The 25,005-nt window shown below is 57.2% G+C and carries 27 protein-coding genes and 1 pseudogene; 14 read left to right on the top strand and 14 right to left on the bottom strand.

All coding sequences use genetic code 11. The features are described 5' to 3' along the window. Nucleotides 1–2: 2 nt before the first annotated feature. Nucleotides 3–1,370: an HlyD family type I secretion periplasmic adaptor subunit gene (locus tag ACYZT8_RS07475; protein WP_461980180.1), complete on the top strand. Its 1,368-nt coding sequence runs from the start codon at nucleotides 3–5 to the stop codon at nucleotides 1,368–1,370. Nucleotides 1,371–1,516: 146 nt separating this feature from the next. Here ACYZT8_RS07475 and ACYZT8_RS07470 read toward each other — a convergent pair whose 3' ends face one another. Continuing rightward, entirely contained in the window at nucleotides 1,517–2,113 is a 597-nt protein-coding gene (locus ACYZT8_RS07470) for a tRNA-uridine aminocarboxypropyltransferase (protein ID WP_461980179.1), read from the bottom strand. Nucleotides 2,114–2,117: 4 nt separating this feature from the next. After that, on the bottom strand, nucleotides 2,118–3,011 hold the full coding sequence (locus ACYZT8_RS07465; protein ID WP_007945995.1) for a LysR family transcriptional regulator: 894 nt from the start codon (nucleotides 3,009–3,011) through the stop codon (nucleotides 2,118–2,120). Nucleotides 3,012–3,321: 310 nt separating this feature from the next. Here ACYZT8_RS07465 and speB point away from each other — a divergent pair, with 310 nt between their 5' ends. From speB to ACYZT8_RS07435, 6 genes are all read left to right on the top strand, one after another. Further along, complete coding sequence (gene speB / locus ACYZT8_RS07460) at nucleotides 3,322–4,272, top strand: agmatinase (RefSeq protein WP_010462004.1); 951 nt, start codon at nucleotides 3,322–3,324, stop codon at nucleotides 4,270–4,272. 9 nt (nucleotides 4,273–4,281) lie between these two features. Then, entirely contained in the window at nucleotides 4,282–4,704 is a 423-nt protein-coding gene (locus ACYZT8_RS07455) for a YybH family protein (RefSeq protein ID WP_461980178.1), read from the top strand. Nucleotides 4,705–4,758: 54 nt separating this feature from the next. Next, nucleotides 4,759–6,270, top strand: coding sequence for a purine-cytosine permease family protein (locus ACYZT8_RS07450; protein WP_461980177.1), 1,512 nt, complete (start codon nucleotides 4,759–4,761; stop codon nucleotides 6,268–6,270). 224 nt (nucleotides 6,271–6,494) lie between these two features. Beyond that, a complete protein-coding gene (locus ACYZT8_RS07445) occupies nucleotides 6,495–7,874 on the top strand; it encodes a sodium:solute symporter family protein (protein ID WP_461980176.1) in 1,380 nt (459 codons plus the stop codon). 85 nt (nucleotides 7,875–7,959) lie between these two features. Then, a complete protein-coding gene (locus ACYZT8_RS07440) occupies nucleotides 7,960–8,685 on the top strand; it encodes an MBL fold metallo-hydrolase (protein ID WP_461980175.1) in 726 nt (241 codons plus the stop codon). A 52-nt stretch (nucleotides 8,686–8,737) separates the two neighbouring features. Next, a complete protein-coding gene (locus ACYZT8_RS07435) occupies nucleotides 8,738–8,989 on the top strand; it encodes an acyl carrier protein (RefSeq protein ID WP_461980174.1) in 252 nt (83 codons plus the stop codon). Nucleotides 8,990–9,201: 212 nt separating this feature from the next. Here the strand turns inward: ACYZT8_RS07435 and ACYZT8_RS07430 are convergent, their stop codons facing one another. Next, the gene (locus ACYZT8_RS07430; RefSeq protein ID WP_007914492.1) at nucleotides 9,202–9,330 is read right to left on the bottom strand and encodes a PA1414 family protein; all 129 of its coding nucleotides are present in this window, start codon (nucleotides 9,328–9,330) and stop codon (nucleotides 9,202–9,204) included. A gap of 139 nt (nucleotides 9,331–9,469) precedes the next feature. Beyond that, nucleotides 9,470–10,363: a putrescine utilization regulator PtrR gene (ptrR, locus tag ACYZT8_RS07425; RefSeq protein WP_461980173.1), complete on the bottom strand. Its 894-nt coding sequence runs from the start codon at nucleotides 10,361–10,363 to the stop codon at nucleotides 9,470–9,472. A 103-nt stretch (nucleotides 10,364–10,466) separates the two neighbouring features. On the opposite strand from ptrR, the gene ACYZT8_RS07420 reads away from it, so the two are divergent. Further along, complete coding sequence (locus ACYZT8_RS07420; protein ID WP_461980172.1) at nucleotides 10,467–11,648, top strand: MFS transporter; 1,182 nt, start codon at nucleotides 10,467–10,469, stop codon at nucleotides 11,646–11,648. Here ACYZT8_RS07420 and ACYZT8_RS07415 read toward each other — a convergent pair. From ACYZT8_RS07415 to ACYZT8_RS07405, 3 genes are all read right to left on the bottom strand, one after another. Beyond that, the gene (locus tag ACYZT8_RS07415; RefSeq protein WP_461980171.1) at nucleotides 11,593–12,525 is read right to left on the bottom strand and encodes a DMT family transporter; all 933 of its coding nucleotides are present in this window, start codon (nucleotides 12,523–12,525) and stop codon (nucleotides 11,593–11,595) included. The two genes, ACYZT8_RS07420 and ACYZT8_RS07415, sit on opposite strands and share 56 nt — an antisense overlap. A gap of 219 nt (nucleotides 12,526–12,744) precedes the next feature. Further along, entirely contained in the window at nucleotides 12,745–13,137 is a 393-nt protein-coding gene (locus tag ACYZT8_RS07410; RefSeq protein WP_461980170.1) for a DUF2177 family protein, read from the bottom strand. A gap of 46 nt (nucleotides 13,138–13,183) precedes the next feature. Beyond that, nucleotides 13,184–14,020 (bottom strand): CvfB family protein, encoded by an 837-nt coding sequence (locus ACYZT8_RS07405; RefSeq protein ID WP_461980169.1) that lies wholly within the window; start codon nucleotides 14,018–14,020, stop codon nucleotides 13,184–13,186. Between the two features lie 352 nt (nucleotides 14,021–14,372). Between ACYZT8_RS07405 and ACYZT8_RS07400 the strand changes: the two genes are divergently transcribed. The 3 genes from ACYZT8_RS07400 to ACYZT8_RS07390 all read left to right on the top strand — a co-directional run bounded on the left by ACYZT8_RS07400 (nucleotide 14,373) and on the right by ACYZT8_RS07390 (nucleotide 16,446). Further along, entirely contained in the window at nucleotides 14,373–14,561 is a 189-nt protein-coding gene (locus tag ACYZT8_RS07400) for a hypothetical protein (protein WP_017337097.1), read from the top strand. A gap of 221 nt (nucleotides 14,562–14,782) precedes the next feature. Continuing rightward, entirely contained in the window at nucleotides 14,783–15,499 is a 717-nt protein-coding gene (locus ACYZT8_RS07395; protein ID WP_461980168.1) for a TorF family putative porin, read from the top strand. 77 nt (nucleotides 15,500–15,576) lie between these two features. Beyond that, nucleotides 15,577–16,446 (top strand): DUF6279 family lipoprotein, encoded by an 870-nt coding sequence (locus tag ACYZT8_RS07390; RefSeq protein WP_461980167.1) that lies wholly within the window; start codon nucleotides 15,577–15,579, stop codon nucleotides 16,444–16,446. A 140-nt stretch (nucleotides 16,447–16,586) separates the two neighbouring features. Here ACYZT8_RS07390 and ACYZT8_RS07385 read toward each other — a convergent pair whose 3' ends face one another. Further along, on the bottom strand, nucleotides 16,587–16,976 hold the full coding sequence (locus ACYZT8_RS07385) for a transcriptional regulator (protein WP_461980166.1): 390 nt from the start codon (nucleotides 16,974–16,976) through the stop codon (nucleotides 16,587–16,589). A 178-nt stretch (nucleotides 16,977–17,154) separates the two neighbouring features. Here ACYZT8_RS07385 and ACYZT8_RS07380 point away from each other — a divergent pair, with 178 nt between their 5' ends. Further along, complete coding sequence (locus ACYZT8_RS07380; protein ID WP_461980165.1) at nucleotides 17,155–17,889, top strand: DUF899 domain-containing protein; 735 nt, start codon at nucleotides 17,155–17,157, stop codon at nucleotides 17,887–17,889. A 6-nt stretch (nucleotides 17,890–17,895) separates the two neighbouring features. Here the strand turns inward: ACYZT8_RS07380 and ACYZT8_RS07375 are convergent, their stop codons facing one another. The 5 genes and pseudogenes from ACYZT8_RS07375 to ACYZT8_RS07355 form a co-directional block, all read right to left on the bottom strand. Beyond that, a complete protein-coding gene (locus ACYZT8_RS07375; protein ID WP_461980164.1) occupies nucleotides 17,896–18,075 on the bottom strand; it encodes a hypothetical protein in 180 nt (59 codons plus the stop codon). Between the two features lie 71 nt (nucleotides 18,076–18,146). Further along, on the bottom strand, nucleotides 18,147–18,449 hold the full coding sequence (locus tag ACYZT8_RS07370; protein WP_461980163.1) for a hypothetical protein: 303 nt from the start codon (nucleotides 18,447–18,449) through the stop codon (nucleotides 18,147–18,149). A 126-nt stretch (nucleotides 18,450–18,575) separates the two neighbouring features. Beyond that, nucleotides 18,576–19,028 carry a hypothetical protein gene (locus tag ACYZT8_RS07365; RefSeq protein ID WP_461980162.1) on the bottom strand — a complete coding sequence of 151 codons (453 nt, stop codon included), beginning with the start codon at nucleotides 19,026–19,028 and terminating at the stop codon, nucleotides 18,576–18,578. 382 nt (nucleotides 19,029–19,410) lie between these two features. Beyond that, entirely contained in the window at nucleotides 19,411–19,884 is a 474-nt protein-coding gene (locus ACYZT8_RS07360) for a hypothetical protein (RefSeq protein ID WP_461980161.1), read from the bottom strand. After that, nucleotides 19,884–22,583: pseudogene (locus ACYZT8_RS07355) on the bottom strand (DUF637 domain-containing protein); the annotation flags it as partial. The gene ACYZT8_RS07360 and the pseudogene ACYZT8_RS07355, both read right to left, overlap by 1 nt. A gap of 178 nt (nucleotides 22,584–22,761) precedes the next feature. Here ACYZT8_RS07355 and ACYZT8_RS07350 point away from each other — a divergent pair. Together ACYZT8_RS07350 and ACYZT8_RS07345 are read left to right on the top strand one after the other, a co-directional pair. After that, a complete protein-coding gene (locus ACYZT8_RS07350; RefSeq protein ID WP_461977426.1) occupies nucleotides 22,762–24,147 on the top strand; it encodes an IS4 family transposase in 1,386 nt (461 codons plus the stop codon). A 146-nt stretch (nucleotides 24,148–24,293) separates the two neighbouring features. After that, nucleotides 24,294–24,452 (top strand): hypothetical protein, encoded by a 159-nt coding sequence (locus tag ACYZT8_RS07345; RefSeq protein WP_461980160.1) that lies wholly within the window; start codon nucleotides 24,294–24,296, stop codon nucleotides 24,450–24,452. 278 nt (nucleotides 24,453–24,730) lie between these two features. Here the strand turns inward: ACYZT8_RS07345 and ACYZT8_RS07340 are convergent, their stop codons facing one another. Beyond that, nucleotides 24,731–25,003, bottom strand: coding sequence for a hypothetical protein (locus ACYZT8_RS07340; RefSeq protein ID WP_461980159.1), 273 nt, complete (start codon nucleotides 25,001–25,003; stop codon nucleotides 24,731–24,733). Between the last annotated feature and the right edge of the window lie 2 nt (nucleotides 25,004–25,005).

The following is a 25,005-nucleotide window of genomic DNA, read 5'->3' as shown; positions in this document are numbered from 1 at the left end:
CCATGGCCCGTTCATCATCAGACAAGTCGCGAGACCGGGGCTACTTCGGCAGTTTCGGCAAAACCGCGGAAAGCGAATTCATGCCGGAAACCGCCGGCGCCTCGCTGCAGGATTCGCCGCGCTGGTCGCGAATTACCGTGTGGCTGGCTGCCGGGTTGATTATCACTGCGGTGGTGTGGGCCAAGTTTGCGGTACTGCAAGAAGTCACCATGGGCGAAGGCAAGGCGATCCCGTCAAGCAAGGTCCAGGTGATCCAGAACCTGGAGGGCGGCATCGTCACCGAGATTTTCGTGCGCGAAGGGCAAATGGTGAACAAGGGCGACACCTTGCTGCGCCTGGATGACACGCGTTTTCTGTCGAACAAGGGCGAGAGCGAAGCGGATCGTTATGCGTTGACCGCGCAGGTCGAACGCCTGTCCGCCGAAGCGGAAGGCCGGCCGTTCAAGCTGTCGCCTGAAGTAATCGCCAAGGCCCCGCAAGTGGCCGAGGACGAGCGCTCGCTGTACGAACAACGCCAGCGCCGACTGGCCAGCGAGCAACGGACGCTGAGTGAACAACTTCGGCAAAAGACCCAGGAACTCGCGGAATTCCGCTCCAAACAGGGGCAATTCAGTTCAAGCCTGGCGTTGCTGCAACAAGAGATGAATATGTCCGCGCCGCTGGTGGGCACCGGGGCAGTTTCACCGGTGGAAATCCTGCGGCTCAAACGCAGCGCGGTGGAGATTCGCGGCTCGCTGAACGCCACGACGCTGGCGATTCCACGGGCGGAATCGGCGATCAACGAGATCAAAAGCAAGATTGATGAATCGGAACAATCCTTCCGTTCGGACGCGGCGAAAGAGCTGAATGAAAAACGCACCGACCTGTCGAAAATCACAGCGTCGAGTATCGCCATCGATGACCGTGTGACCCGCACCACCGTGGTGTCGCCAGTACACGGGATTATCAAGGTACTGAAGGTCAATACCATCGGCGGCGTGGTTCAACCGGGCAGCGACATGGTGGAAATCGTACCCATTGAAGACAACTTGCTGATCGAAGCCAAAGTGCGGCCGCAGGACGTGGCGTTCCTGCATCCGGGACAGAAAGCGATGGTCAAGTTCAGTGCGTACGACTACACGATTTATGGCGGGTTGACAGCCAAGCTGGAGCTGATTGGTGCGGACACGATTACCGATGACAAGGGCAACAGCTTTTATCTGATTCAGGTGAGGACGGACAAAAACCACTTGGGCGGGGATGTGAAACCGTTGCTGATTATTCCGGGGATGGTGGCGACCGTCGATATCATCACTGGCGAGAAAAGTGTGCTGGATTACCTGCTGAAACCGGTGTTGAAAGCCCGGACAGAGGCGATGCGGGAGCGGTAGTTTTATGCCGGGATTGGTGGTGATTGTGCTGCCGTCTTCGCGGGCAAGCCCGCTCCCACAGGGGTTGAGTCGTACACAAATAATGTGATCACCACAAAACACTGTGGGAGCGGGCTTGCCCGCGAAGAGGCCCTCACAGGCAGCATCTATTTCGGCCCATGGTTACGTTGGTAGACCTCCTCCCCCATCGCCGCAATCTGCCCCTCGATCAACGCCTCGAACGGTTTCAACAACGGCTCGAAACTGACAGGCGCTTCCAGCGTCTGTAACGCCTGAACAATCGCCTCCACCGTCGACAACGCCCCCGGCCCCGGGGCTTTGCGCAGTCGATATCGAGACACGCCGCCATCCGCCAACATCACCCTCGGCAACGCCGCCAGCAACGGATTGAGGTGCAACATCTTGCGCGCTTTGCGCCAGGTGCCGTCCGGGACAACCAGCAACAGCGGTTCGTCATTCACGGCGTACGCCTGCATCGGTTGCGCATCATCGGCCGGAAACAGCAGTCGCGCCTGATAACCCGGCTGATTCAACAGCGTCGGTAAATCCTCAAACACCTCGCCCACAATCAATTCGGCATTCTTCAAGCCCAACGCCGCCAGCCTTGCGGTATTCAGCGCATGGTTCACCTCGCTCGGATGCTGCAACAGCAACACCCGGGTGCGGCTGTCGAGGCTCGGGATCAACGGGCATAGGCAGTGGGTTTGTGGGCGCAGGCAGCGCGGACAGTGGATTCTGGACATGTTCTCAGGCCTGGTTCAGTTGTGCTTTGAGCAGATCGCGGAAGGTCTGGATCAGCGGCTCGCGACTGCGGCCACGGCGCACGATCATCGAAAACGGCGCCTGATAACCGAAGGTCGCCGGCAGCAACACCCGCAAATCGCCCTTGTCCGCCCAGGCCTGGGCGTAGTGCTCCGGCAGGTAACCGATGTAGGCGCCGGACAGCACCAGAATCAGCTGGGCCTCCATACTTTCCACGGTGGCGGCGCTGTGTTTGAAACCGTGCCGGGCCAGTTCGGCCTGGCTCCAGTAACCACGACCGACCATGCGCTGCTGGGTGATGACCTGTTCGGGAATGCGCCGCTCGGTGAACAACGGATGACGGCTGCTGCAATACAGCCAGTGTTGTTCGCGGTACAGCGGCATGTAGACCAGACCGCTCATGCGCGTGGAAAACGCGCCGATGGCCAGGTCGAGACGGTTGTCCTGCACGCCGAGTTGCAGTTCGTAAGGGCTCATGACCGACAGGTGCAAATGCACGGCCGGGTGTTCCTGGCTGTAAGCGCCGATGGCTTCGGCGAAGGGCAAGGCCTTGTCGCTGACGGTGGAGTCGATGACGCCCAGGTTGAGCGTGCCGCGCAGTTCGCCCTTGAGTGCCGCCGCGTATTGCTCGAAGCCTTCGAGTTCGCCAAGCAGGCGCAGGGTTTCCTGATGGAACAGTTCGCCCTTGCTGGTCAGGCTGAAACCACCGCGACCGCGATGGCAGAGCACCAGACCGAGGGCGGCTTCGAGCTGGCTCATGTAGGTGCTGATGGCCGAGGTCGAGAGGTTGAGCTCTTGCTGGGCGTTGGCGAACCCCTGATGACGGACCACGCTGACGAAAATGCGTAACAGTTTCAGGTCGGGTAAAGCGTTGGCCATGGGGGGCTCCATCTCTCGATCGTTCCCACGCTCTGCGTGGGAATGCAGCTCGTGACGCTCTGCGTCACATACTCGGAACAACGGGACGCGGAGCGTCCGTGGATGCATTCCCACGCAGAGCGTGGGAACGATCACGGGAAAGAGTCTATCGCCGTCATCGCCATTAGTTTAGAAAAATCTGAACTAAGTATTTGCCCGTAGCGATTCTTCCCCGCCACTACATTTCGCAGAATCGGCCCCCAACGGTGCCCGTACCTCCCCGGAGCGGCGCAACCGACATAAATAAAACAACGACGATGAGGCCTTACCCGTGGACAAGATTCTTCACCAACCACTGGGCGGCAATGAAATGCCGCGCTTCGGCGGCATCGCCACCATGATGCGACTCCCCCATTTGCCTACCGCTGCCGGTCTGGATGCTGCCTTCGTTGGCGTTCCGCTGGACATCGGCACTTCGCTGCGCCCCGGCACCCGTTTCGGACCTCGCGAAATCCGCGCTGAATCGGTGATGATCCGCCCATACAACATGGCCACCGGCGCGGCACCGTTCGACTCGCTGTCGGTTGCCGACATCGGCGACGTGGCGATCAACACGTTCAACCTGCTGGACGCCGTGCGGATCATCGAAGAATCCTACGACGCCATCCTCGAACACAACGTGATCCCGCTGACCCTGGGCGGCGACCACACCATCACCCTGCCAATCCTGCGTGCGATTCATAAGAAGCACGGCAAGGTCGGCCTGGTGCACATCGACGCTCACGCCGATGTGAACGATCACATGTTTGGCGAGAAAGTCGCCCACGGCACCACCTTCCGTCGCGCCGCCGAAGAAGGCCTGATCGACTGTGATCGCGTGGTGCAAATCGGCTTGCGCGCTCAGGGTTACACCTCCGAAGACTTCAACTGGAGCCGTAAACAAGGCTTCCGCGTGGTTCAGGCTGAAGAGTGCTGGCACAAATCCCTGGCCCCGTTGATGGCTGAAGTCCGCGAGAAAGTCGGCGGCGGTCCGGTGTACCTGACTTTTGACATCGACGGCATCGACCCAGCCTGGGCCCCAGGCACCGGCACCCCGGAAATCGGTGGTCTGACGACCATTCAGGCGATTGAGATCATTCGCGGCTGCCAAGGACTCGACCTGATCGGCTGCGATCTGGTAGAAGTCTCGCCCGCTTACGACACCACCGGCAACACCTCGCTGCTGGCCGCCAATTTGCTGTACGAAATGCTCTGCGTACTGCCTGGCGTGGCCCACCGCTGAGGATCGGTCATGAATGAACGTGATCAGGTTTTGAGAGCGGCTGCCGATCTGGTGTCCGCCTTCGCCCGTAACGATCGCGAAGCCTACTTCGGCGCGTTTAGCGCCGACGCCAGCTTCGTGTTCTACACCCTCGAGCAGCCCCTGCTGTCGCGCGATGCCTATCAGGCGTTGTGGGACACCTGGCGCGCCGAGGATGGCTTCGAGGTGCTTGCGTGCACGTCAAGCAACGCTTTCGTCAGCCTGCAAGGTGACGTGGCGATTTTCATCCATGACGTGGCCACCGAGCTGCGCATGCAAGGGGAGCAACACTTCAGCCAGGAGCGCGAGACGATTGTTTTCAAGAAACAAGCGTCTGGCCAAGAACAACAAGGCCTATGGCTGGCCTGCCACGAACATTTGTCCGCGATGCCGGAAGGGCTGCCACCCCCTTAGCCAAACAGGTGACGCTTACACACGATGAGCGCGCCTTTATGATCGGAGCTGATCATGAATAACAACAACAAAGACCAAAGCCTTACGCACATCGAAACCTACGGGGTCGAACAGATCCCGGACAACGAACGCACCGCAGGCCCTACGGACTTGTTCCGGATGATCTTCGGCGGTTCCAACACCTTTGCCACCGCCGTGCTCGGCAGTTTCCCGGTGCTGTTCGGCCTGTCTTTTCAGGCGGGCGTCTGGGCGATTGTGCTGGGCGTACTGCTGGGCTCGATGATCCTCGCGCCCATGGGCCTGTTCGGTCCCATCAATGGCACCAACAACGCCGTGTCTTCCGGTGCGCACTTCGGCGTGCACGGGCGGATCGTCGGTTCGTTCCTGTCGCTGTTGACCGCCATCGCCTTCTTCTCGCTCTCGGTGTGGAGTTCGGGTGATGCGCTGATCGGTGGCGCCAAACGCCTGATCGGCCTGCCGGAAACCGACCTGACCCTGGGCCTGGCCTATGGTCTGTTCGCGATTCTGGTGCTGACGGTTTGCATCTATGGCTTCCGCTTCCTGCTGTGGGTCAACAAGATCGCCGTGTGGAGCGCCAGCCTGCTCTTCCTGCTGGGCATCTTCGCGTTCGCCGGACCGTTCGATGTGAACTACGCCGGCACCGTGAGCATGGGTCAACCGGGTTTCTGGGCGGCCTTCATCGGCGCTGCGCTGGTAGCAATGAGTAACCCGATTTCCTTCGGTGCGTTCCTCGGTGACTGGTCGCGCTACATCCCGCGTGACACCTCCAAGCGCCGGATCATGGCCGCCGTGGTGATCTCACAGATCGCGACCTTCATCCCGTTCCTGTTCGGCCTCGCCACCGCCACCATCGTAGCGATCAAGGCGCCGGACTACATCGCGGCCAACAACTACGTCGGCGGCCTGCTGGCCGTTTCGCCGAGCTGGTTCTTCCTGCCGGTGTGCCTGATCGCGGTCATCGGCGGCATGTCCACCGGCACCACCTCGCTGTATGGCACCGGGCTGGACATGTCCAGCGTGTTCCCTCGCGTGCTGTCGCGGGTCAAGGCCACGCTGCTGATCGGGGTGATGTCGATTGCCTTCATCTTCATCGGACGCTTTGCGGCGAACCTGGTGCAGAGCGTGTCGACCTTCGCCGTGCTGATCATCACCTGCACCACCCCGTGGATGGTGATCATGATCATCGGCCTGCTGGTGCGTCGCGGCTTCTACTGCCCGGATGACCTGCAAGTGTTCACCCGCGGCGAGAAAGGTGGCCGCTACTGGTTCACCCACGGCTGGAACTGGCGTGGGCTGGGTGCCTGGGTCCCGAGTGCACTGGTGGGTTTGTGTTTTGTGAACCTGCCGGGGCAGTTTGTGGGTGTGCTGGGCGATCTGGCCGGCGGCATCGACATCAGCCTGCCGGTCACCCTCGGCCTGGCCTCGGTGGTGTATCTGACGCTGCTGAGCCTCTTCCCGGAATCGGCTGCAGTGTTCGGGCCGAATGATGCACGCAGCAAGGGCACGGATTCGCTCGGTAAACCGGCGATGCGACAAGCCGCCTGATTAAAAACACATTGTGATGGCTTACACCTGTGGCGAGGGAGCTTGCTCCCGCTCGACTGCGCAGCAGTCGCAAAACAAGCTATTGAGTTCCCCCTGAAGGAACTCGATTGCAGGGTTTGGGGCTGCTTCGCAGCCCAGCGGGAGCAAGCTCCCTCGCCACAAAGCCCCATCACAGCAATGCAATTCAGCCTCACCATAAAAAAGACAATCGGAGACACGCCATCATGGCTTTGGATTTATTCGTCGTACTCATCTACGCCGCCGCGATGCTGATACTGGGCTACTACGGCATGCGCAAGGCCAAGACCAACGAAGACTTTTTGGTCGCCGGTCGTAACCTCGGCCCGAGCCTGTACATGGGCACCATGGCTGCTACCGTTCTGGGCGGCGCCTCTACCGTCGGCACCGTGCGCCTGGGCTACGTCCATGGCATCTCCGGTTTCTGGCTCTGCGCGGCCCTCGGTTGCGGGATCGTGGCGCTGAACCTGTTCCTCGCCAAACCGCTGCTGAAACTGAAGATCTACACCGTTACCCAGGTGCTGGAAAAACGCTACAACCCGATGGCCCGCTCGGCGAGCGCGGTGATCATGCTGGCGTATGCGCTGATGATCGGCGTGGTCTCGATCCTGGCCATTGGCACCGTGCTGCAAGTGCTGTTCGACCTGCCGTTCTGGCTGTCGGTATTGGTCGGCGGTGGCGTGGTGGTGATCTATTCAGCGATCGGCGGCATGTGGTCCCTGACCCTGACCGACATCGTCCAGTTCGTCATCAAGACCGTAGGCCTGATGTTCATCCTGTTGCCAATCTGCCTGTACCGCGTCGGTGGCTGGGATGAGTTGGTGTTGAAACTGCCGGCATCCGCCTTCAGCTTCACCACGATTGGCTGGGACACCATCATCACCTACTTCATGATCTACTTCTTCGGGATCCTGATCGGCCAAGACATCTGGCAGCGTGTGTTCACCGTCAGAAGCGCCAAAGTGGCTCAGGTCGCCGGTACCTTCGCAGGCTTCTACTGCATCCTTTACGGACTGGCCTGCGCCCTGATCGGCATGGCCGCTCATGTGCTGATCCCGGACCTGGACAACGTCAACAACGCCTTCGCCGCCATCGTCAAACTGTCCCTGCCGGACGGTATCCGTGGCCTGGTGATCGCTGCGGCACTGGCCGCCATGATGTCCACCGCCAGCGCCGGCCTGCTCGCCGCTGCCACCACTCTGACCGAAGACCTGCTGCCGAAACTGCGCGGCGGTAAACAGTCGAGCCTGGGCGTCAACCGCCTGTTCACCCTGCTGACCGGCATCGCCGTGCTGGGTATCGCGCTGGTGGTGAACGACGTGATCAGCGCCCTGACCCTGGCCTACAACCTGCTGGTGGGCGGCATGCTGATCCCGCTGATCGGTGCAATCTTCTGGAAACGCGCAACCACTGCCGGCGCAATCGCCAGCATGGGCATGGGCTTTGCCACCGCGCTGCTGTTCATGATCAAGGACGGTATGGACGCCAACACCCCGATCTACTACAGCCTCGGTGTGGGTCTGGTGAGCTTCGTCGTGGTCAGCTTGCTGTCCCGTCGCCCGGCAGCGGTGGCGAGCGCCATCTAAGCTTTCCATAACGACTTGATGCTTTCTTCGACGGGTGTGGCGTCGGTTGCCACACCCGTTTTTTTTCGTCTGGAGAAAACCTTTGATGAAGATTGTTTCTCGCGATCAGTGGTTCGAGGTCAAACAGCTCAGTGACGGCATTCGGCTGATTCACGAGCCTTACATCCGGCCCTTCTATCGCTGCAACCTCTGGCACATTCAGGGCCGCGACAAGGATCTGCTGCTGGACAGCGGTTCCGGGCTGGTGAGCCTGCGCGAACAACTGCCGTGGATCACCGAGCGGCCGCTGGTGGCGGTGGCCAGTCATTGCCATTTCGACCACATCGCCGGGCATCACGAATTTCCGGAACGCCTGGTGCACCCGGCCGAGGCCGACATCCTGGCGGCACCTGACGGCGAAAACGATTTGAGCCGTGCATTCGTCGGTGACGAGATGTTCGAGGCGCATCCGGACTGCCCGTTGTGCTACGCCGAATACCGGGTCAAAGCCGCGCCAGCCACGGGGATGATTGAAGAAGGCGACGTGCTGGATCTGGGCAATCGCGTGCTGCAAGTACTGCACACGCCGGGGCATTCGCCGGGTGGCATCAGCCTGTATGAAGCGGCGACCGAGACCCTGTTCAGCGGCGACATCATCTACGACGGGCCGCTGATCGAAGACGCCTACCACTCCAATCTCGACGACTACGCCCGCAGCCTGCAACGCTTGCGCGCGTTGCCAATCCGCACGGTACACGGCGGGCATTTCGGGAGTTTTTCCGGGGAGCATTTGCGCACGATGATTGACGAGTGGCAGCGCTCACACGCCTGAAGCCTGCTGTACTCAAGCCCAGGAACAACAATAACGCCCTCGAAGAACCATCATGAAAAGAGCTGCCGTTCGTGCCGCCGTGCATCGTTTCATCAGCCGCCTGCTGGAGGGTCAGGATGACTTCGACGACAACGCCAGCCTGGCGCAGTTGGGATTGGATAAACAGGATATCGAAGAGCTGATCTTCCATCTGGAGGATGAGCTGGGGTTGACGGCGTTTACGGCGGAAGAAGACCGGATGCTCAAGGACGCCAGGACGGTGAATGACTTGAGTCGGTTTCTGATGGAGATCGGGCGGGATTGAATCCGCCCACAATCTTGGATTCGCTTGTTTCCCTGTAGCAGCTGTCGAGCACCGCGAGGCAGCGTTCGGTTCGGGCCGCGTTCGGACGAAGCAGTCGTCAACCCTATTTGCAAGATTGCCTGACACACCGCGTCGTCTGATTCACGACTGCTTTGCAGCCGAACGCTGCCTCGCGGTGCTCGACAGCTGCTACAACAGCAGCAGCGTTGCGATTACCGGCGGCGCTGCTGGCGTCGACGTTGTTCGTCGTCAGTGCGAATAGGCACAGGTTGCAGAGGCGGTTCAATCAAACCGAGTGCAACACCCAGGTCGTGCAGCCAGTTTTGGATTTTCTCTTTCATGGTGCCCCCTTCAGGGTAGTGCCGAGTGACCGGAATTCTGTGGCCCCTTCGCACTGATAATAGTCCGAAGTCCTACGCATTGCTCGCCCAAATCCGCAATGATCTGTTACTTAATGGATCAAAATTCCTGACCGATAGTTCAAGCTATCGCCGAGTCCTGAATCGGCGCCGACGGGAAGACTGCCTGTTGCTGCTCAATCCACGCGTTCAGGTTGGCCCCGACCATGCCTTTGCGCCACATCAACCACGTCGTCGCGCGGGCAAACGGTTCCGCCAACGGGTGCACCGCCACGCTTTCGCGGCCCGGCAGGCTGGCAAGCATCGACTCTGACATCAGCGCCACGCCCGAGCCGGCAATCACACACGCCAGCATCCCCGGATAGGATTCGATCTCCATCGCCCGGCCCATGGCCGCGTGGTCATGGGCAAACCAGGCTTCCAGGCGCATCCGGTAGGAACAACCCTGCCGAAAGGTGAACACCGAGCGCCCTTCCACATCCAGGGCGCTGAGGATCGGCGGGTGATCGGCCTCGCTGATCAGCACCAGCCGCTCGTCGCATAACGGCACACCGTCCAGACCGGCCAGCTGCAGCGGGCCGTCCACCAGCGCCGCATCGAGGCGTCCGGTAAGCAAGCCTTCAAGCAATTCGCCGCTGGGCCCGGACTGCACTTGCAGGTTCACCGCCGGGTAAGTGCGGTGGTAACGCGCCAACAACCCCGGCAGATGAATCGCCGCCGTGCTGTACATGGTGCCCAGCACGAAGTCCCCCGCCGGTTGCCCGCCCTGCACCGCCGCCTGGGCTTCGTCGTGCAGGTTGAACAGTTTGGCGGTGTAGTCCAGCAGGACTTTTCCCGCAGGCGACAACTGCAAACGTTGACGCTCTCGGACGAAGAGTTCTACGCCGAGTTGCTCTTCAAGTTGTTTAAGTCGCGTCGACAGGTTGGACGGCACCCGATGCAAACGTTCGGCAGCACGGGTGATCGAGCCTTCCTGCGCTACGGCCTGGAAGATCCGTAATTGGCTGAATTCCACGACCTTCTCCAAATCAGAACAAGTTACTCACTATTATTCATTTTTAAAGAAAGTCAATCAGTCCTAGCCTGACGGTCATTGATCCATTGCCGGAACCCAGACCATGTCTCCGCTGATTCGCTTACTCGCCAGTTTTATTGCCCTGATGATGGCTATGGGCATCGGGCGATTCGCCCTCACGCCGCAGATGCCGCACTTGCTCAGTGAAGGCCAGATCGACCTGACCGCCGCCGGTCTGATTGCGGCGGCCAACTACCTCGGCTACTTCGTCGGTGCCGTGGACGCCATGTTCTCTCGCCGTCCCGAACAGGTTCGCCGGCGATTGCTGGGTGGTTTGTGGCTGTGTGTGCTGCTGACGCTGGCGTCGTTCTGGGCCAACGGGTTCTGGTCGCATCTTGTGCTGCGATTCGGGACCGGCGTGGCCAGCGCCTGGGTGCTGGTGATGATTACTGCGTTGAGCCAGCCGCTGGCGGCAGCCGCCGGCCGCCCGCGACTTGGCGCCCAGGTATTTGCCGGACCGGGTTTGGGGATTTTTCTGACAGGGTTGCTGGCCTTGGGCTCACACCTGCTGGGCCAGACTTCCGCAACTTTGTGGCTGGTGTATGCCGTTGTCGCATTGGTAATGCTGTTGGGTATTCTGCCGTTTTTGCCGCAACCGACCGTGACAGTCGTTGCCGCACCGAGCGCAGCCACATCCAGACATCAAGGCATTGGCCGTTTAGGGGTGATCTACGGGTTGTACGGGTTGGGCTACATCATCCCCGCCACATTCCTTTCGCAAATGGCCAGCGCTCAGTTTCATGGCCAATGGCAAGCCGACCTGTTCTGGCCGTGCTTCGGCCTGGCGTCGGCCATCGGGGTGGTGCTGGTCAGTCTGCGTCGACCCCATCCGAATGGCACTCGCCACTGGCTGATCGCGACCTTATGGCTCCAGGCCGCCGGCGTCTTCGCCTGCCTGTTGGGCAGCGGGCCGGGCCTGGCACTGGGAGTGATTCTTTGCGGTACGCCGTTCCTGGCCTGCATGCAATTGGTGATGCAGCGTTCCCGAGAACTCGCGCCCCACGCCACCCAACGCAACGCCGGACTGCTGACGGCTTGCTTTGCCTTGGGTCAGCTCGCCGGACCGTTACTGGCGGCGCTGAGCAGCCATTTCAGTGGTGGTTTGCAGCCAGCGCTGGTACTCGCCGGCAGCGGATTGCTTGTGGCTGGTGGTCTGCTGTTGCGTCCGGTCACTGCTGCCCAAGGGCTTTGCGCAAACGACGGCGCACCCACTGCTCAGCGCTGACGAACGTGATGCCCAGTAGCACCAGCACCGCACCGATGACGAAGTTCAGGCTCAACTCTTCACCCAGCAGCACCACGCCGAACGTGACACCAAACAGCGGCGTCATGAACGAAAACACCGCCAGGTTCGCTGCCAGGTAACGGCGCAACAGCCAGAACCACGTCAGGTAGCTGAAGAACGACACGACCAGTCCCTGGAACAGCACGCTGGCCACCGCCACGGTGGTCAGGCTGACGTGGGTCACCTGGCCGCTGAGGATCGCAATCAGCAGCAGCCCGACGAAACCGACGATCAGTTGATAGAACAGGGTCAGCGTGACGGGGGCTTCCGACAATCGCGAGGCACGGACCACCACCGTAGTCGCGCCCCAGGATGCGCCGGCCAGTACGCCCAACGCATCGCCCATCAACATGCGGTGATCAAGGTTGTCCCAGGACACGCCGCCTGCAAACGCAATGGCGATCCCGACAAAGGCGAGGAAAATCCCCAGCCACTGGACGGGTCTCAACCGTTCGCTCGGCAGCAGCCAGTGCACGCCCAACGCGGTAAAAATCGGCGCGGTGTAAAGGAACACCGACATGTGTGCGGCCGTGGTCAGTTGCAAGCCTTCGGAAATGAAGAAGAACTCCAGGCCAAACAGCGCACCCGCCAGCAAGCCACCGCGCCAGGTGCTACTGACCTGATCCCAGCCGCCCTTCCAGCAGATCAACAATCCTACGAGCAATGCGGAAATACCCGACCGCCCCGCCGCTTGCATGACCGGCGCGATGTCGGGCGCAGCCCATTTGATCATCACCTGCTGCACACCCCAGATCAGGCACAACCCGATCATCACTTGCAGGGCAAACCCATCGGCGCTACGCCGGGTGACGCTCACCGGAAAACCTCGACAACACACAACATGGCAGTGACCTGACAGTAAAAACAAAGCCCCGGCCTGCTTGCTGAACAAACAGTACCGGGGCGAAAAATGAGGGTGTCGATTATTAACCAAACGGCCAGAAAATGCCGCTTCGGGGGACCTGTAAATGCGTACGACAAAAATCAATTGTGGGAGTGAGCCTGCTCGCGATGACGTCATCTCAAACCACGGACATCACCGCGCCTTGCGCGCAGCCCAATACCCAACGCTGCACGCAACACTCGTGGCAAAAGCACCCCACGCCATATCCATCAATGCCAACTGAGACGACCACCCCTTCAACGTCGCCCAGTTGCTCAAGTCATACGTGCCATACGCAACCAATCCCAACAGCGCTCCCAAACGGGCAGCGCGCCGCCAGGTATTCGCCGGCAACACCACGAACACCACACAACCGAACACATAGAGAAGATAGAACGCCACTGCCGGGGCCAGCAGTGGTTGGTCGAGCATCAGCGAGCCGAGCAGTGCCCGATACGTGGGCGCCATCAGCACGCCGAGCCAGAGGCCGTCGAGCACGAGAAACGCGAGCAAGGTGCCCGTGTATGCAAACAGCGCTTTTTTCATAGCTGCCCAACCCCATGTATTTGTCCTACATGGGGCCGGAGCGAGGTTAGCTTAGTTCAATGCGATCCGCATGAATGACGATCTGGCCATTCTTGTACAGCGCACCGATGGCCTTCTTGAAGTTACCTTTGCTGACCCCAAACATGCTGGTGATCACCGTCGGGTCGCTCTTGTCGCTGACCGGCAAGGTGCCGTTGTTGTCACGCAACTTGGCGAGGATCTTCGAATTGAGGCTGGTGGCCGCTTCTTCGCCTACCGGTTGCAGGCTCAGGCTGATCTTGCCGTCGGCACGGACTTCTTTGATAAAGCCCTTCTCTTCCTTGCCGGCGCGCATGAACTTGAAGATTTCGTTCTTGTGGATCAGGCCCCAGTGCTTGTTGTTGATGATTGCCTTGAAGCCCATGTCGGTCGCTTCGGCCACCAGTAAATCAACTTCCTGGCCTGGGGTGTAGTTGGCCGTGGTTTTGTCGAGGTAGCGGTCCAGGCGCGCCGTCGCGGTGATGCGGCGGGTGTGCTTGTCGAGGTAGACGTGCACCACGACGTATTCGCCGGCCGTCATCTGGCGCTTTTCTTCGGAGTACGGCAGCAGCAGATCCTTCGGCAGACCCCAATCCAGGAAAACACCGATGCTGTTGACTTCAACGACTTTCAAACTGGCGAATTCACCGACCTGAACTTTCGGCGTTTCGGTAGTTGCGATGAGTTTGTCATCGCTGTCCAGATAAACAAAAACGTTGAGCCAATCTTCATCTTCGCTGGGAATATCTTTGGGAATATAACGATTAGGCAGGAGGATTTCGCCGTCCGCGCCACCGTCAAGATATAAACCGAAGTTAGTGTGTTTAACCACTTGCAAACTGTTGTAGCGCCCGACTAAAGCCATTTCCAATACCCTCATTGCGTGGGCGGCATTCTACCCGTTTTTGCGGGCGGCGTTTCCGTGGCCGGCCCGGTGACAGCAGAAATTCTTCTGAAGGCCTTCATTTTCCTGGGTTCTGCCTCAGGTCTTTGGCCGCTCGTCAGGCCGAACGGGTGATTTCCACCCCTGCCAGCCCATCAGAATTTCATACGTTGCCACCGTCGTTTTTATTTAAAACAGCAGCTTAGGGGCGTATTTCCAATATTAACTTGTGAGTAATTATGCCCCTACGATGTGTATTTTGAGAGGATATTTGCCAAGCAATTGTCAAGTATTTCCTGTACGATGCCTGGCCAAGTTAATTTTCTACAGGTTAATGGCCGCCATGCGTGTAAAAGCATCCAACAGCAAAGCAAAGCCAGCTCCAGCCGTTGAAACCAGCGAATCGATCAACAACCAGATTGCTGCGTTCCTCAAGTCCGGCGGCGAGATCCAGCAAATTGCCAAAGGCGTCAGCGGCCAGACGTTCGGCCCGTCCAAGCAGATCACGTTGGGCAAGAAGTAACACTCCCCCAAATATCTGCCGCGTCACCTGGTCCGTAAGCGCTTTGAGCTTCGAAGCGCTTGGACTGGAACCTCCCCGCAACACCCCGCCAAACCCACCCAATATTTCAAAAATCGACGAACGGCCTTCAATGCCGAGCATTCGCCGGTATGCTTGCACACGTCTAGATCAAGCGTTTCAGTAGGTTTTCGTTCCTGCTCCCCGCTGTCATGGAGTGACGCATGCTCAAACCCTCCTGTTTACTGCTCGGCACCCTGCTGTGGTGTTCGGTCGCCAACGCGCAAGTCTTCCAGCGTGAATTGGGCGACTTCGATCTCAAACTCGGCACCACCCCCAGCCGCAGCATGGCCCAAGGGCTGGTCAAACCTTCCAGCACCGGCTCATTCCACGGCGGTCTCGACCTGAGCCACGACAGCGGTTTTTACGTAGGGCAATGGGCGCCGAGCATGGGGTTGACGCCGGGGGCCAAGCTGGAAGTCGACTCCTACTTGGGCTTTAAACAGCCTTTCGACAATACCCTCGGGTACGAAGTCGGCATGATCCGTTACAGCTATCCGAAAGTGGACACCCTCGACAGCCAGGAGCTGTTCGGTGGCCTGACCTTTCTCGGCAGCCGTTTCGGCGCCGCGTTCAGCAACGACCCGGACAAACAGAACAGCACCGTCTTCGCCGACCTGGGCGGCAATCAGCCGTTCGGTATCGGGATCAGCATGAAATACACCACCCACCAGCTCAACACGCCGGCGTCCGTCGACGGTGGGTACATCGGCAGTTTCACCGATTGGTCCGTACAACTTTCCCGGCCGTTCATGGGCGTCGACCTCGACCTGATCTACAGCGACTCAAGCCTAAGCGGCAGCGACTGCTCCGCCTATTCCGGGCACAACAGCCAATGCGACGGGCTGGTCACCCTCAAGGCCGAGCGCGCCTTCTATTGATCGGCTGAACTGCCGGGCACATTCTGCGTTCACATAAGAATCCACTCAATAAGCCAGGCCTTCGCAAGGACTCGCCCATGTCGCGCTGGTTGAAGTATCTCGCTGTCATCCTCACCCTCAGTCTCGCCCTTGGCGCGTGCAGCCGCGTGGGCCTGGCTTACCGCAACCTTGACGTGATCATTCCGTGGACGCTCAGCGACTACCTGGACATGAACGGCGAACAAAAAGGCTGGTTCAACGAGCGCCTCAAGGAACACTTGAGCTGGCACTGCTCCACGCAACTGCCGGGCTATCTCGACTGGCTGGACCGCTTGCAGGTGATGGTCGAGACCAATCAGGTTACCGACGCCGCGCTGCAAACCCGCACCCAGGAAGCCAAAGCCGCCATCGCCCAGACCGCCCGGGAAATCACGCCCTCGGCGATCGAGCTGTTACAGGGGCTGGATGACAAGCAAGTCGCGGAAATGAACGACGCGTTCGCCAAGGATCAGCGCAAACGCCTGGAGGATTACGTTAAACCGTCTCCCGATCAGCAGATCAAACAGCGCGCCGAGCGCATGGAAAAACGTTTGAATGACTGGCTGGGTCCACTCAGTCCGACCCAGCAACAACGGGTGGTGACCTGGTCGAACGCCTTGGGTGACCAGAACACGCAATGGATTGCCAACCGTGTCCATTGGCAGAAGCAGTTCAGTGCGGCGGTTGCGCAGCGCCAGAGTCCGGAATTCCCACAACGCATTGAGACGCTGCTGGTGAATCGCGAGAGTTTATGGACACCGGCGTACCGTCAGGCTTTTGCCAACACAGAAGCGCAGGCACGAAGCTTGTTTGTGGATTTAATGGCTGAGAGCACGCCGGCTCAGCGTCAGCGGCTGTTGAAAAAGATTGAAGGGGTGCGCAAGGACTTCAACGATTTGAAGTGCCTGAGAGCTGCACAGAAAGGCTAAGCCCAACACAAATCAAAATGTGGGAGTGAGCCTGCTCGCGATTGCGGAGTATCAGACAACGACGATGTCGAATGACACTCCGCAATCTCGAGCAGGTCGAATCGTCGCACCGTCACTCCCACATTAGTTATCGGTGGTCTTCAGGCAATCTGCGCCTTCGACGCCACCTCATCAAACGTCACCTCATCCAGCGCATCTGCTTGCTCATCCAATACCTGCCGCGGATGGTCATTACCCGGAATGCTGCTGTCGATCAGGCTCAACAAACTCGAACCCCGCGCCGTCAAATTGTAATTGGAGCCAGTGCCGCCCTGCTCTTCAGGCCGAGGCTCGATATAACCGCGCGCCAGCAGTAATTTTTCGTACTCGCCGGCCACCGCTTTCAGGTGATCCAGGTTTTCAGTCACTTCGCCTTTCGACGCTTTCTCCGCCGCATACCGTTCGGCATACGCTCGCGGCGTGTAACTGGCCTCACCGTGTTGTACTTCGTGCAGCAAGCGTTCAATCAAATCCCAGTTGTAAGTTGTCATCCTGATTCAACCTCCAAAGCCTGTGAGTGAGATGGCCTTCTTAAGTTGTGACCGGCACCGCGCGCAGCCGTTCAGCCGAGTTTTTTGCGACTACAGACCGACGGCATGTCGAATTTGAAGCAGGCCAAACGACTAGGCTGTGTAAGGCACCTCCCAGCATTGCGAAGGAGAACAACTGATGAACGTTCAGAATCATCCCGTGGTGTCCCGCGAAGAATGGCTCGCCGCCCGCATACAACACCTGGCCCACGAAAAAGCCTTCACCAAAGAACGGGACAAACTCAGCGCCGAACGCCGCGCCTTGCCCTGGGTGAAAATCGACAAGGACTACCACTTCCAAGGCCCCCACGGCGAACTCAAACTCGCCGACCTGTTCGGCGGCCGCAGCCAATTGGTCATCTACCACTTCATGTTCGCCGCGGGATGGGATGAGGGCTGCCCCGGCTGCTCGTTCCTGTCCGACCACATTGACGGCGCCAACCAGCACCTGGCCCACCATGATGTGGCCGTGGTGGCGGTTTCCCACGCACCGTTCGCCGAATTCCAGGCTTTCAAGCGGCGTATGGGCTGGAAATTTGATTGGGTGTCGTCAGAAGGCTGCGATTTCAACTACGACTTTGGCGTCACCGCCCGAGCCGAAGACGTCGCTGCCGGCAAAGCCACCTACAACTACGAAAAATCCGACGGCGCCGAAGAAGAACTCCCCGGCCTCAGCGTGTTTTATCGCAATGAATCGGGAGAAATCTTCCACACCTATTCCACCTATGCCCGAGGCCTCGACATGCTGGTCGGCGCCTACAACTACCTCGACCTGACGCCCAAGGGTCGCAATGAAGAACAAATCATGGAGTGGGTGCAACACCACGACAAATACGAAGAAAAGACGTCATCGAGTTGCTGCCATGGGGGATAGTTCGCGCTAAAACACATAGCAACTTTCAGGTCGCAGAGTCTCGAAACGCCACGACCGGATCACGCCATCGGCCGTGGTGTACACCGAGTAGCTGCAATCGAACAGCCAGTTGAAGTAGTAGCGATTGCCGTCGCCCTCGACCACTCGCTCATAGTGGTGTTCGTGATTGTTCGGGGACCACAGCATGAGCCGACAGTGAACATCGCACGGGCTGGTTTCGAGGTCGGATACTCCCCCTTTTCCACACTTTTTAAAACTCAATATTTAAAATTGGTTTTCACTTCACCACCACGAGTATAAGACATCGCAAATGAAACCCAACCTTCACCACGCCTCACAGCGTTATCTTTTAATTGTTTCACCAAATCATATACAGCAAAGCTATCAAAATCAGTCTCATCGTCATTAAACTCAACACCATCCCGTTCAACGGCCAACTCGGCTCCCATACACCCCGGCCCTACTTCAACCTTATAACAAAATGAGTCATATCCACGAACAACCCCAGACTCTACCAGTTCAAAAATCTTTCTTACCAATTCGAAGTCTTCGGCAACCACTGTATTGCCTCCGGCGTCATATGAGCTTCATTCTGAAAAACCAACGTTTTAAACAAAGGGGACACCCATTAGCCTTGACTTGAGACCGGCTAATGGGCGTCCCCTTTGCGTTGAACACCAATAGAGTTAACGCTTATCCTTCTCCGGCAGCCAGCCCTCTTCAATCCGCTGTACTAACAGCGTGTCATTCCACGTTCCACGGATGGGGTACGCCCTCTGTTCCTGTGTTATTTCACCAACTTTCCACTCTCTCTCCCCGTTCCAGAACCACCAAGCATCTACACGCCCAGTAGAAGGATCTACTACTCCAGTACGGAAAATCGGTGTCTTCTGAGAGTGCTCTGGAATTACACACACCTTAGTCTTGTGGATAATTCCCTGCTTCAAAGCTGCCGATACAGGAAAAAAAATCCAGAAATTTGTTTTTTCCTCCACTAGGGCATCCAAATCCGGCAACTCATTATACGTACCTGGCAAGACACGGATTAATGAGCCCATAGGAGGTATTTTTTTCACAAACTGGAAATATGCTTTTCCACTCGTAGTCTCGATGGCAAATACATCTCCAATTTTGATCATTATTTAAACCCTGGGTATCCAACTGTTTTCAAAAGAGCAGCCCCCCTAGCAAGAGACTCCGCATAAATCGGATTAGCTGTAGAAATGCTGTTGATTTTACTGATCAATGAACCACCATCCTTACCTAATCCGTTTTACTCGATCAGCACTTGCTCAACTGCTCTCCCATCACTGCAAGATATGTTCTGAAGACCTGGCATTGCATCAATCTCAATGCCTTTCTGAGATAAGCGCGCCGCTGACCGCGCTTCAAGATTATCGGTAATGCCAACATATTGCACGGTACCGTCTTCTGCTGTCGATGAGTAAACGGCGGTCTTACCTGGATTAGGCACCACATCTTTTGCACCATCTAAAAATCACATAAAAACATAACCTACTGTCACGCGTGAATCATTGGGTTTGCCATCAGAGTCACCTTCCACAAACGACCACTCTCAGAAAACTCCATACGTAAGGCATACGTCTCAAACTCATACTTCAGCCACTGCTGCACATAGCCAATTAACATATCAACTCTACCTGGAGCCTCTGTACTAGCAGGACCTAGCTGGTTAACAATATCTCGAGCGCTCCAGACTTGAGCTGCTCGGCCAAGTACGTCTCTTCTATATTCCGAATATCCTTCGTGACGCTGTACAAAAAAATGAATATGATTTAATTTTCCCGAGCGAAACCCAAACTCCAAGCCGGAATTAATAAACTTATAAAATCTTGTCTTCCCCTCTGGATCGTTATAGCTATCCGGTGTCTCCGAAACGACCGGCGACTCTCCAATCATTCGACACAACTCTGTTACGATTGAACCATTTTCATCTTGACCAAGAGCTAAAATAAAACTCGACCAAATACTCATTATTTAATAACTCCCGTCTCCCGATTTCTTTCCACTATTTTTTGAATAGTCTCATCCACAAGTTTAGAATCGTAACCTCGACTGCTCAAATTTGCTCGCAGTGCATCTGTGTCACGACAGATTGCACCGCATAGGTCCGCTGCGTCTTGTTGAATCTGTGCAGGAGTATTTTTCCCGCCATACGTAGGACCTGCAATGTGTACATCTCGTGGAACCTCTACAGCAGTTGAGTTTTGATAGAGAACCTTGGTTTCCTGCTCCGTAAGGGGGCGGCCCAATTCTACTTCCTTTGCCGTACGCAACGCAGCAAATGAAGGGATATGGTCATGTTCTAGACCATCTCCAACCACCTCTCGCGCCTTAAGATTTTTATAAGAGTCCACATCAAGTTCTTGAACTGGTGTTTTCGAAGGCACGTTTGCTTTTGCACCATCAACTACACCCGCCCCGTCCTTCTTAACGCCCGAAACCAGAACCGTAGCCCCAGTCCCCTCCAGGTACTTCCCTGTCCCCTTAAGCAACGCAATTTCCAGCGCTGCCTTCGCCGCCTCAGTCCCGTAATCGCGAAGCGGGTTCACATCTCCCGGATAGGTTGCACTGTCAAATGAAGCAAGGACCTTGCTTCCTTGAGTGTAATCGTAGGGCGCAAACAACTCTCTCGTTGCCCCCCATCCATCAACAAACGACGCTGCGCCAGCCAATGCGGAGAACGCTGGTATAGCGCAACCCACTCCGGACACACAAGCCGGCGTAGTGAGTATCGCACCACCAAATCCTGCTGATGCCCCTATTGCTCCAAGAACAGCACGGCTCGCCCTTCCTGACTGCTTGAGCTCTTTATCGTTAAGCAGCAGGTCGTCATTGGCCTGGTCCCATTTTGAATACTCGTCAAATGCACCGGTGGCGAAAAGCGCACTCTGAGCATCCTTGAAACCCTTCCCATCAGCTTCAAGCTTTCTGACCGCTTGATAGTTGCTGTCTTCCGGGGGGACCGAGGCCGCACAATGAACCAACGCACACGCAGCCGCTTTCAGTTCATAAGCCTTCTCCGGCGACTCTTTTTGCAGCTGCTCAAGCGCGAGTGTTTCTTTTTGATGGAGCTGGCGATTGTATTCGTCAGCCATTAACGCGACCCACGAGGCCTTTTCGACTTCGCCGCCCGCCAGTCCGGAAGCCATCAAACCGACAATCTGCGAGGCCGCCTGGCGCAGCTCTGGCTGCTTATCAAACGTCGCGTTCAGCACTCCGGCCATGGCTTGGCTGGCACCAGCGGCAATGGCGCCGGTTTGGAAGTCGCCACCGGTTGCGCTGGAAACCGCTCCCCCCATCAATGCGTGCATGGCGGTACGAGCAATACCGCCTTCTGCCCACATCGCCATGCCGGCGGAATCGCCCGCGTTCTTGGCGTCCTGCCAATTCTTCTGCGCGTAACCTCCGACGAAATTAAATGCGGTCGCAGCAACGACATTACTCGCCTGAGCGACTAATCCGTTTTTTAGATTCTCGTTGAGGCTTCCCCCACCGATGACCGTTTTGATAGTGCCCGCAGCCAGTCCCTGCGCACCCGCATGTATCGCAAAACCACCAATGCCCTGGAGAGTACTTAGGTCGAACCCCTTTGTAAGGTTGTTGAATGGTGCCGTATGGCCGCTGAGTTGCGGATCGATCACACCTTGAGTAAAGCCCGCTGTAGCACCCGCAATGGCTGCATTTTTCAAGCTGTCACTGCTAAACGTTTCTTTAAATACAGCGCCCAAATTCCCTTTGTTATTGATCGTGCTGACTGCCGCCGTACTGGCCATCGAGGTCAAAACGCTCGCGGCGATCACGTTGCCCAGTCCCGCCGATGTGGCAGCAGCAGTCGCCGTTGCTGCCGAAGCCGCCGCCATGGTCCCGCCCGCAGTGGCACCCATCGCCGTACTGGCAGAAGCCACCGCCGCACTCGCAGCCCCCGCCGTCAGGACCGTGACGATAATAATGATCGCCAGCATCGCGCCCTGACCCAGGCTGGAGTTGCTGTATTTAAACGACTCGTGGGTTTCCCTGATCAGTTGCCAATCCACATCCCCGCGTTTCTCGGCGTCCTTCAGCCACGCCAGATCCGGGTCTGCCTTGACCATCGCGTCAATGGCTTCGCCGACCGTCTTCTGGTCGATCTGTTTGACATCGATGTGCAGGCCATCCACGGCTTTGATCGCCAGGTTGCCCTTGGCGGTGAGTTGGCTCTGGCGCAGGGTTTCATCTGTATTGCCTTTGCCCTTGGCGCTGGTCCAGGCCATGTCACTGCTGCTCTTCTCGTGACTCTCCTGATGCAGGTCCTTGACCGCTTCGAAGGTGATGCTGCCACCGCTGTCGAGGGTCAGGTCTTTGCCGCTGTCCAGCTTGGCGCCCTGGTACAGCTGATTGCCTCCGCTGACCAACGTGAGATTGCCGCCCGTCTTGATTTCGCTACCGATGTTTTTGACGTCGGTCACTTCATCACGCTGCGTCTTCTTGCTGCCCCAGCCACCCTTTTTGTTCATGTCGTACAGCGAGTAATTGCTGTCTTGTGCCGCCAGCAGGTTCAGCTCGTTATTGGCATGCACATAGGCTTCGTTGCCCGCGCTGATTTTGCTGGCGACCAGGGTCAGGTTGGTGCCGGCGATGGCGATCAGGTCGCCACCGGCTTTCAGCTCGGCGCTTTGTTGGGTAACCGTGTCCAGTTAAACAAAGGGGACAGATTTATTTTCCGGACAATCAAATAAAATAAATCTGTCCCGAATGGCACTTACTTAACAGCTAACCACTTGAGCTGAAAGCAAAAAATGAAGAAGGGCTGGTCTTGGTCTACGGTGATAGTTGCGAACACACCCCGACAAACCAAGGACACAGCCCCAAATGGATCGTAGACGTGAAATTCTTCAGCATCAACAGCAACGTTTTCATCGACACGCGTTGGACTGCGATGCCTATGCGTTTTTCAATCTCCTCACGTCTCCCGATCTCTTACAACTCGTCGAGTCTGCACTGCCAGAACATCGGGAACGCCTGTTTCCGCCAACTGAAACGTTGTCTATGTTCCTGGCTCAAGCAATGAGCGCCGACCGCTCCTGCCAGAACGCCGTGAACGACCTGTCGATTAAACGGTCATGTGGCGGCATGAAGCCCAATAGCACTCGCACGGGCGCCTACTGCAAAGCCAGAAAACGCCTGCCTGTGGAAATGGTTTCCACGCTGGTCAGGCACACCGGTGCTTCAATAAGTGATAACGCACCCTCGTCGTGGCGCTGGATGGGACGGCCTGTGCGGCTGGTGGATGGCACGACGGTCAGCATGCCCGACACAGCGGCCAATCAGGGCGCCTATCCGCAATCTCGCGGCCAGAAAGTCGGTCTTGGTTTTCCGTTGTGTCGAGTGGTGGGCATCGTCTGCCTCTCCAGCGGCGCCGTTTTAGATGCTGCCCTTGGGCGTTTCCGAGGCAAGGGCGGCGATGAACAGACGCTGCTCAGATCAATGCTCGACACGTTGAAAACAGGTGACATTTTGTTAGGCGACGCTTACTACGCTACCTATTTCTTGCTGTGCGAGTTGCAACGAAGAGGTATCGATGGCGTGTTCGAACAATACGGTGCTCGACGGCGCAGCACGGACTTTCGCCTAGGGCAGAGTCTCGGTTCGGAAGATCACCTGATCGAATTGAAAAAGCCTGCAAGAAGACCGCTGTGGATGAGTCAAACGCATTACGAAAAGGCGCCTGAAAGACTGACCGTGCGAGAGTTGAAGGCGGGTGGGAAAACTTTGGTCACCACGTTGCATTGCCCAAAGCAGACACCTAAAACAGCCCTGAAATCGCTGTACAAGGGTCGATGGCATGTTGAACTGGATCTGCGCAATCTCAAAGCTACGCTGGGGCTTGGAAAGTTAAGCTGCAAAACCCCAGGCATGGCAGTCAAGGAGTTGTGGGTCTACCTGTTGGCACACAATCTGATCCGAATGCTGATGGCGCAATCGGCGCTGTTAGCGGACTGTTTACCTCGCGAACTGAGCTTCAAACACAGTCTTCAGCTATGGCTGGCGTTGCGACAATATGGCAGCCCCGAAGACGAGGATGGCCTGTCGAATTTATTGATGCTGATTGCTCAGAGGCGCGTCGGGAATCGGCCTGGTCGTATCGAGCCGCGAGCCATAAAACGAAGACCTCAAGCCTACCCCTTGCTGACCAAACCACGTCGGTCAGCAAGGGCAGATGTCAGAAAAAACGGGCACCCAAAACATGTTAAGTAAGTGCCATTCAAATCTGTCCCCTTTTCTCAGCAATCCAAGCCTATGAGTCCGGCAAGCGGCGTATCCGGGTAGCGGCGTTACCGGAGCTGGCCCGGCTGCTTTCGACCACACTCGAAGAGCTGTTTGGTCAGCAGCAGGAAACCACTGTGCGTAAGCGTGGCCCAGCTCCGAAATGGCAGCAGCAATTGGAAGCCATTGATCAGCTACCTAAGACCCAACAGAAATTTGTTGCGCAGATGCTTGATGCTTTGATCGCTCAAGCCACAACCAAAGCGAGCAGCGAAGGAAGAGAGGTTTTGCAGTAAGCAGATAAAAAACACCGGCATGAGGCCGGTGTTGAGGCTAGGCAGTGTTCAAGAGAACTCTAATTTGCACTCTGAAAAAGGGATCGAGCGGCCATCGAAAATAACAAATTGATCACCGTCGATTCGAGAAAGAAGCAAGTCACCAGCTTTTGCTCCTGCTACAACTGCCTCCCGCCAACCGCCTATGCCTCCATGGTAAGACAGAGCATGAAACAGGTGGCCAGCCGACAGAAAAACTTTGCAGCTGCAAGGCACAACACTACCACTAGTTTAAACGCTTAGATAGCAAGTTCCTGACGCACTTTCTCGGCTACCTCATCAATAATAAACCCAGGTCCAAATATAGTAAGACCCACGAATGTTTCTGACTCAATTTTAACTTTCTCGCCCATCAATTCAACCTCTGCGACCTCAATTTCTTGAGAGCCTCCAACCGCCCAGGACTTATCAAGCCCTACAGCACCAAGCCTGACTAAAACAATGTGCAGGGCGTTACGCAACACCGCATCGTATTCATCACCCAGTACTATTGATGCAAATTCATCAGTCATAT

The sequence above is a fragment of the Pseudomonas sp. LB3P93 genome (assembly GCF_054898025.1).
The sequence above is the reverse complement of the archived record's forward strand: the minus strand, read 5'-3'. Positions and strand labels throughout refer to the sequence as shown.

Bases quoted from the DNA above. Each gene is read 5' to 3' on its own strand.
- ACYZT8_RS07410 (WP_461980170.1), bottom strand. From the start codon at position 13,137: ATGAAAAAAGCGCTGTTTGCATACACGGGCACCTTGCTCGCGTTTCTC.
- ACYZT8_RS07395 (WP_461980168.1), top strand. From the start codon at position 14,783: ATGCTCAAACCCTCCTGTTTACTGCTCGGCACCCTGCTGTGGTGTTCG.
- ACYZT8_RS07350 (WP_461977426.1), top strand. From the start codon at position 22,762: ATGGATCGTAGACGTGAAATTCTTCAGCATCAACAGCAACGTTTTCAT.
- ACYZT8_RS07450 (WP_461980177.1), top strand. From the start codon at position 4,759: ATGAATAACAACAACAAAGACCAAAGCCTTACGCACATCGAAACCTAC.
- ACYZT8_RS07390 (WP_461980167.1), top strand. From the start codon at position 15,577: ATGTCGCGCTGGTTGAAGTATCTCGCTGTCATCCTCACCCTCAGTCTC.
- ACYZT8_RS07375 (WP_461980164.1), bottom strand. From the start codon at position 18,075: ATGCTGTGGTCCCCGAACAATCACGAACACCACTATGAGCGAGTGGTC.
- ACYZT8_RS07420 (WP_461980172.1), top strand. From the start codon at position 10,467: ATGTCTCCGCTGATTCGCTTACTCGCCAGTTTTATTGCCCTGATGATG.
- ACYZT8_RS07440 (WP_461980175.1), top strand. From the start codon at position 7,960: ATGAAGATTGTTTCTCGCGATCAGTGGTTCGAGGTCAAACAGCTCAGT.
- ACYZT8_RS07405 (WP_461980169.1), bottom strand. From the start codon at position 14,020: ATGGCTTTAGTCGGGCGCTACAACAGTTTGCAAGTGGTTAAACACACT.
- ACYZT8_RS07340 (WP_461980159.1), bottom strand. From the start codon at position 25,003: ATGACTGATGAATTTGCATCAATAGTACTGGGTGATGAATACGATGCG.
- ACYZT8_RS07445 (WP_461980176.1), top strand. From the start codon at position 6,495: ATGGCTTTGGATTTATTCGTCGTACTCATCTACGCCGCCGCGATGCTG.
- ACYZT8_RS07385 (WP_461980166.1), bottom strand. From the start codon at position 16,976: ATGACAACTTACAACTGGGATTTGATTGAACGCTTGCTGCACGAAGTA.
- ACYZT8_RS07380 (WP_461980165.1), top strand. From the start codon at position 17,155: ATGAACGTTCAGAATCATCCCGTGGTGTCCCGCGAAGAATGGCTCGCC.
- ACYZT8_RS07455 (WP_461980178.1), top strand. From the start codon at position 4,282: ATGAATGAACGTGATCAGGTTTTGAGAGCGGCTGCCGATCTGGTGTCC.
- ACYZT8_RS07465 (WP_007945995.1), bottom strand. From the start codon at position 3,011: ATGGCCAACGCTTTACCCGACCTGAAACTGTTACGCATTTTCGTCAGC.
- ACYZT8_RS07430 (WP_007914492.1), bottom strand. From the start codon at position 9,330: ATGAAAGAGAAAATCCAAAACTGGCTGCACGACCTGGGTGTTGCACTC.
- ACYZT8_RS07360 (WP_461980161.1), bottom strand. From the start codon at position 19,884: ATGAGTATTTGGTCGAGTTTTATTTTAGCTCTTGGTCAAGATGAAAAT.
- ACYZT8_RS07475 (WP_461980180.1), top strand. From the start codon at position 3: ATGGCCCGTTCATCATCAGACAAGTCGCGAGACCGGGGCTACTTCGGC.
- ACYZT8_RS07470 (WP_461980179.1), bottom strand. From the start codon at position 2,113: ATGTCCAGAATCCACTGTCCGCGCTGCCTGCGCCCACAAACCCACTGC.
- ACYZT8_RS07365 (WP_461980162.1), bottom strand. From the start codon at position 19,028: ATGATCAAAATTGGAGATGTATTTGCCATCGAGACTACGAGTGGAAAA.
- ACYZT8_RS07400 (WP_017337097.1), top strand. From the start codon at position 14,373: ATGGCCGCCATGCGTGTAAAAGCATCCAACAGCAAAGCAAAGCCAGCT.
- ACYZT8_RS07435 (WP_461980174.1), top strand. From the start codon at position 8,738: ATGAAAAGAGCTGCCGTTCGTGCCGCCGTGCATCGTTTCATCAGCCGC.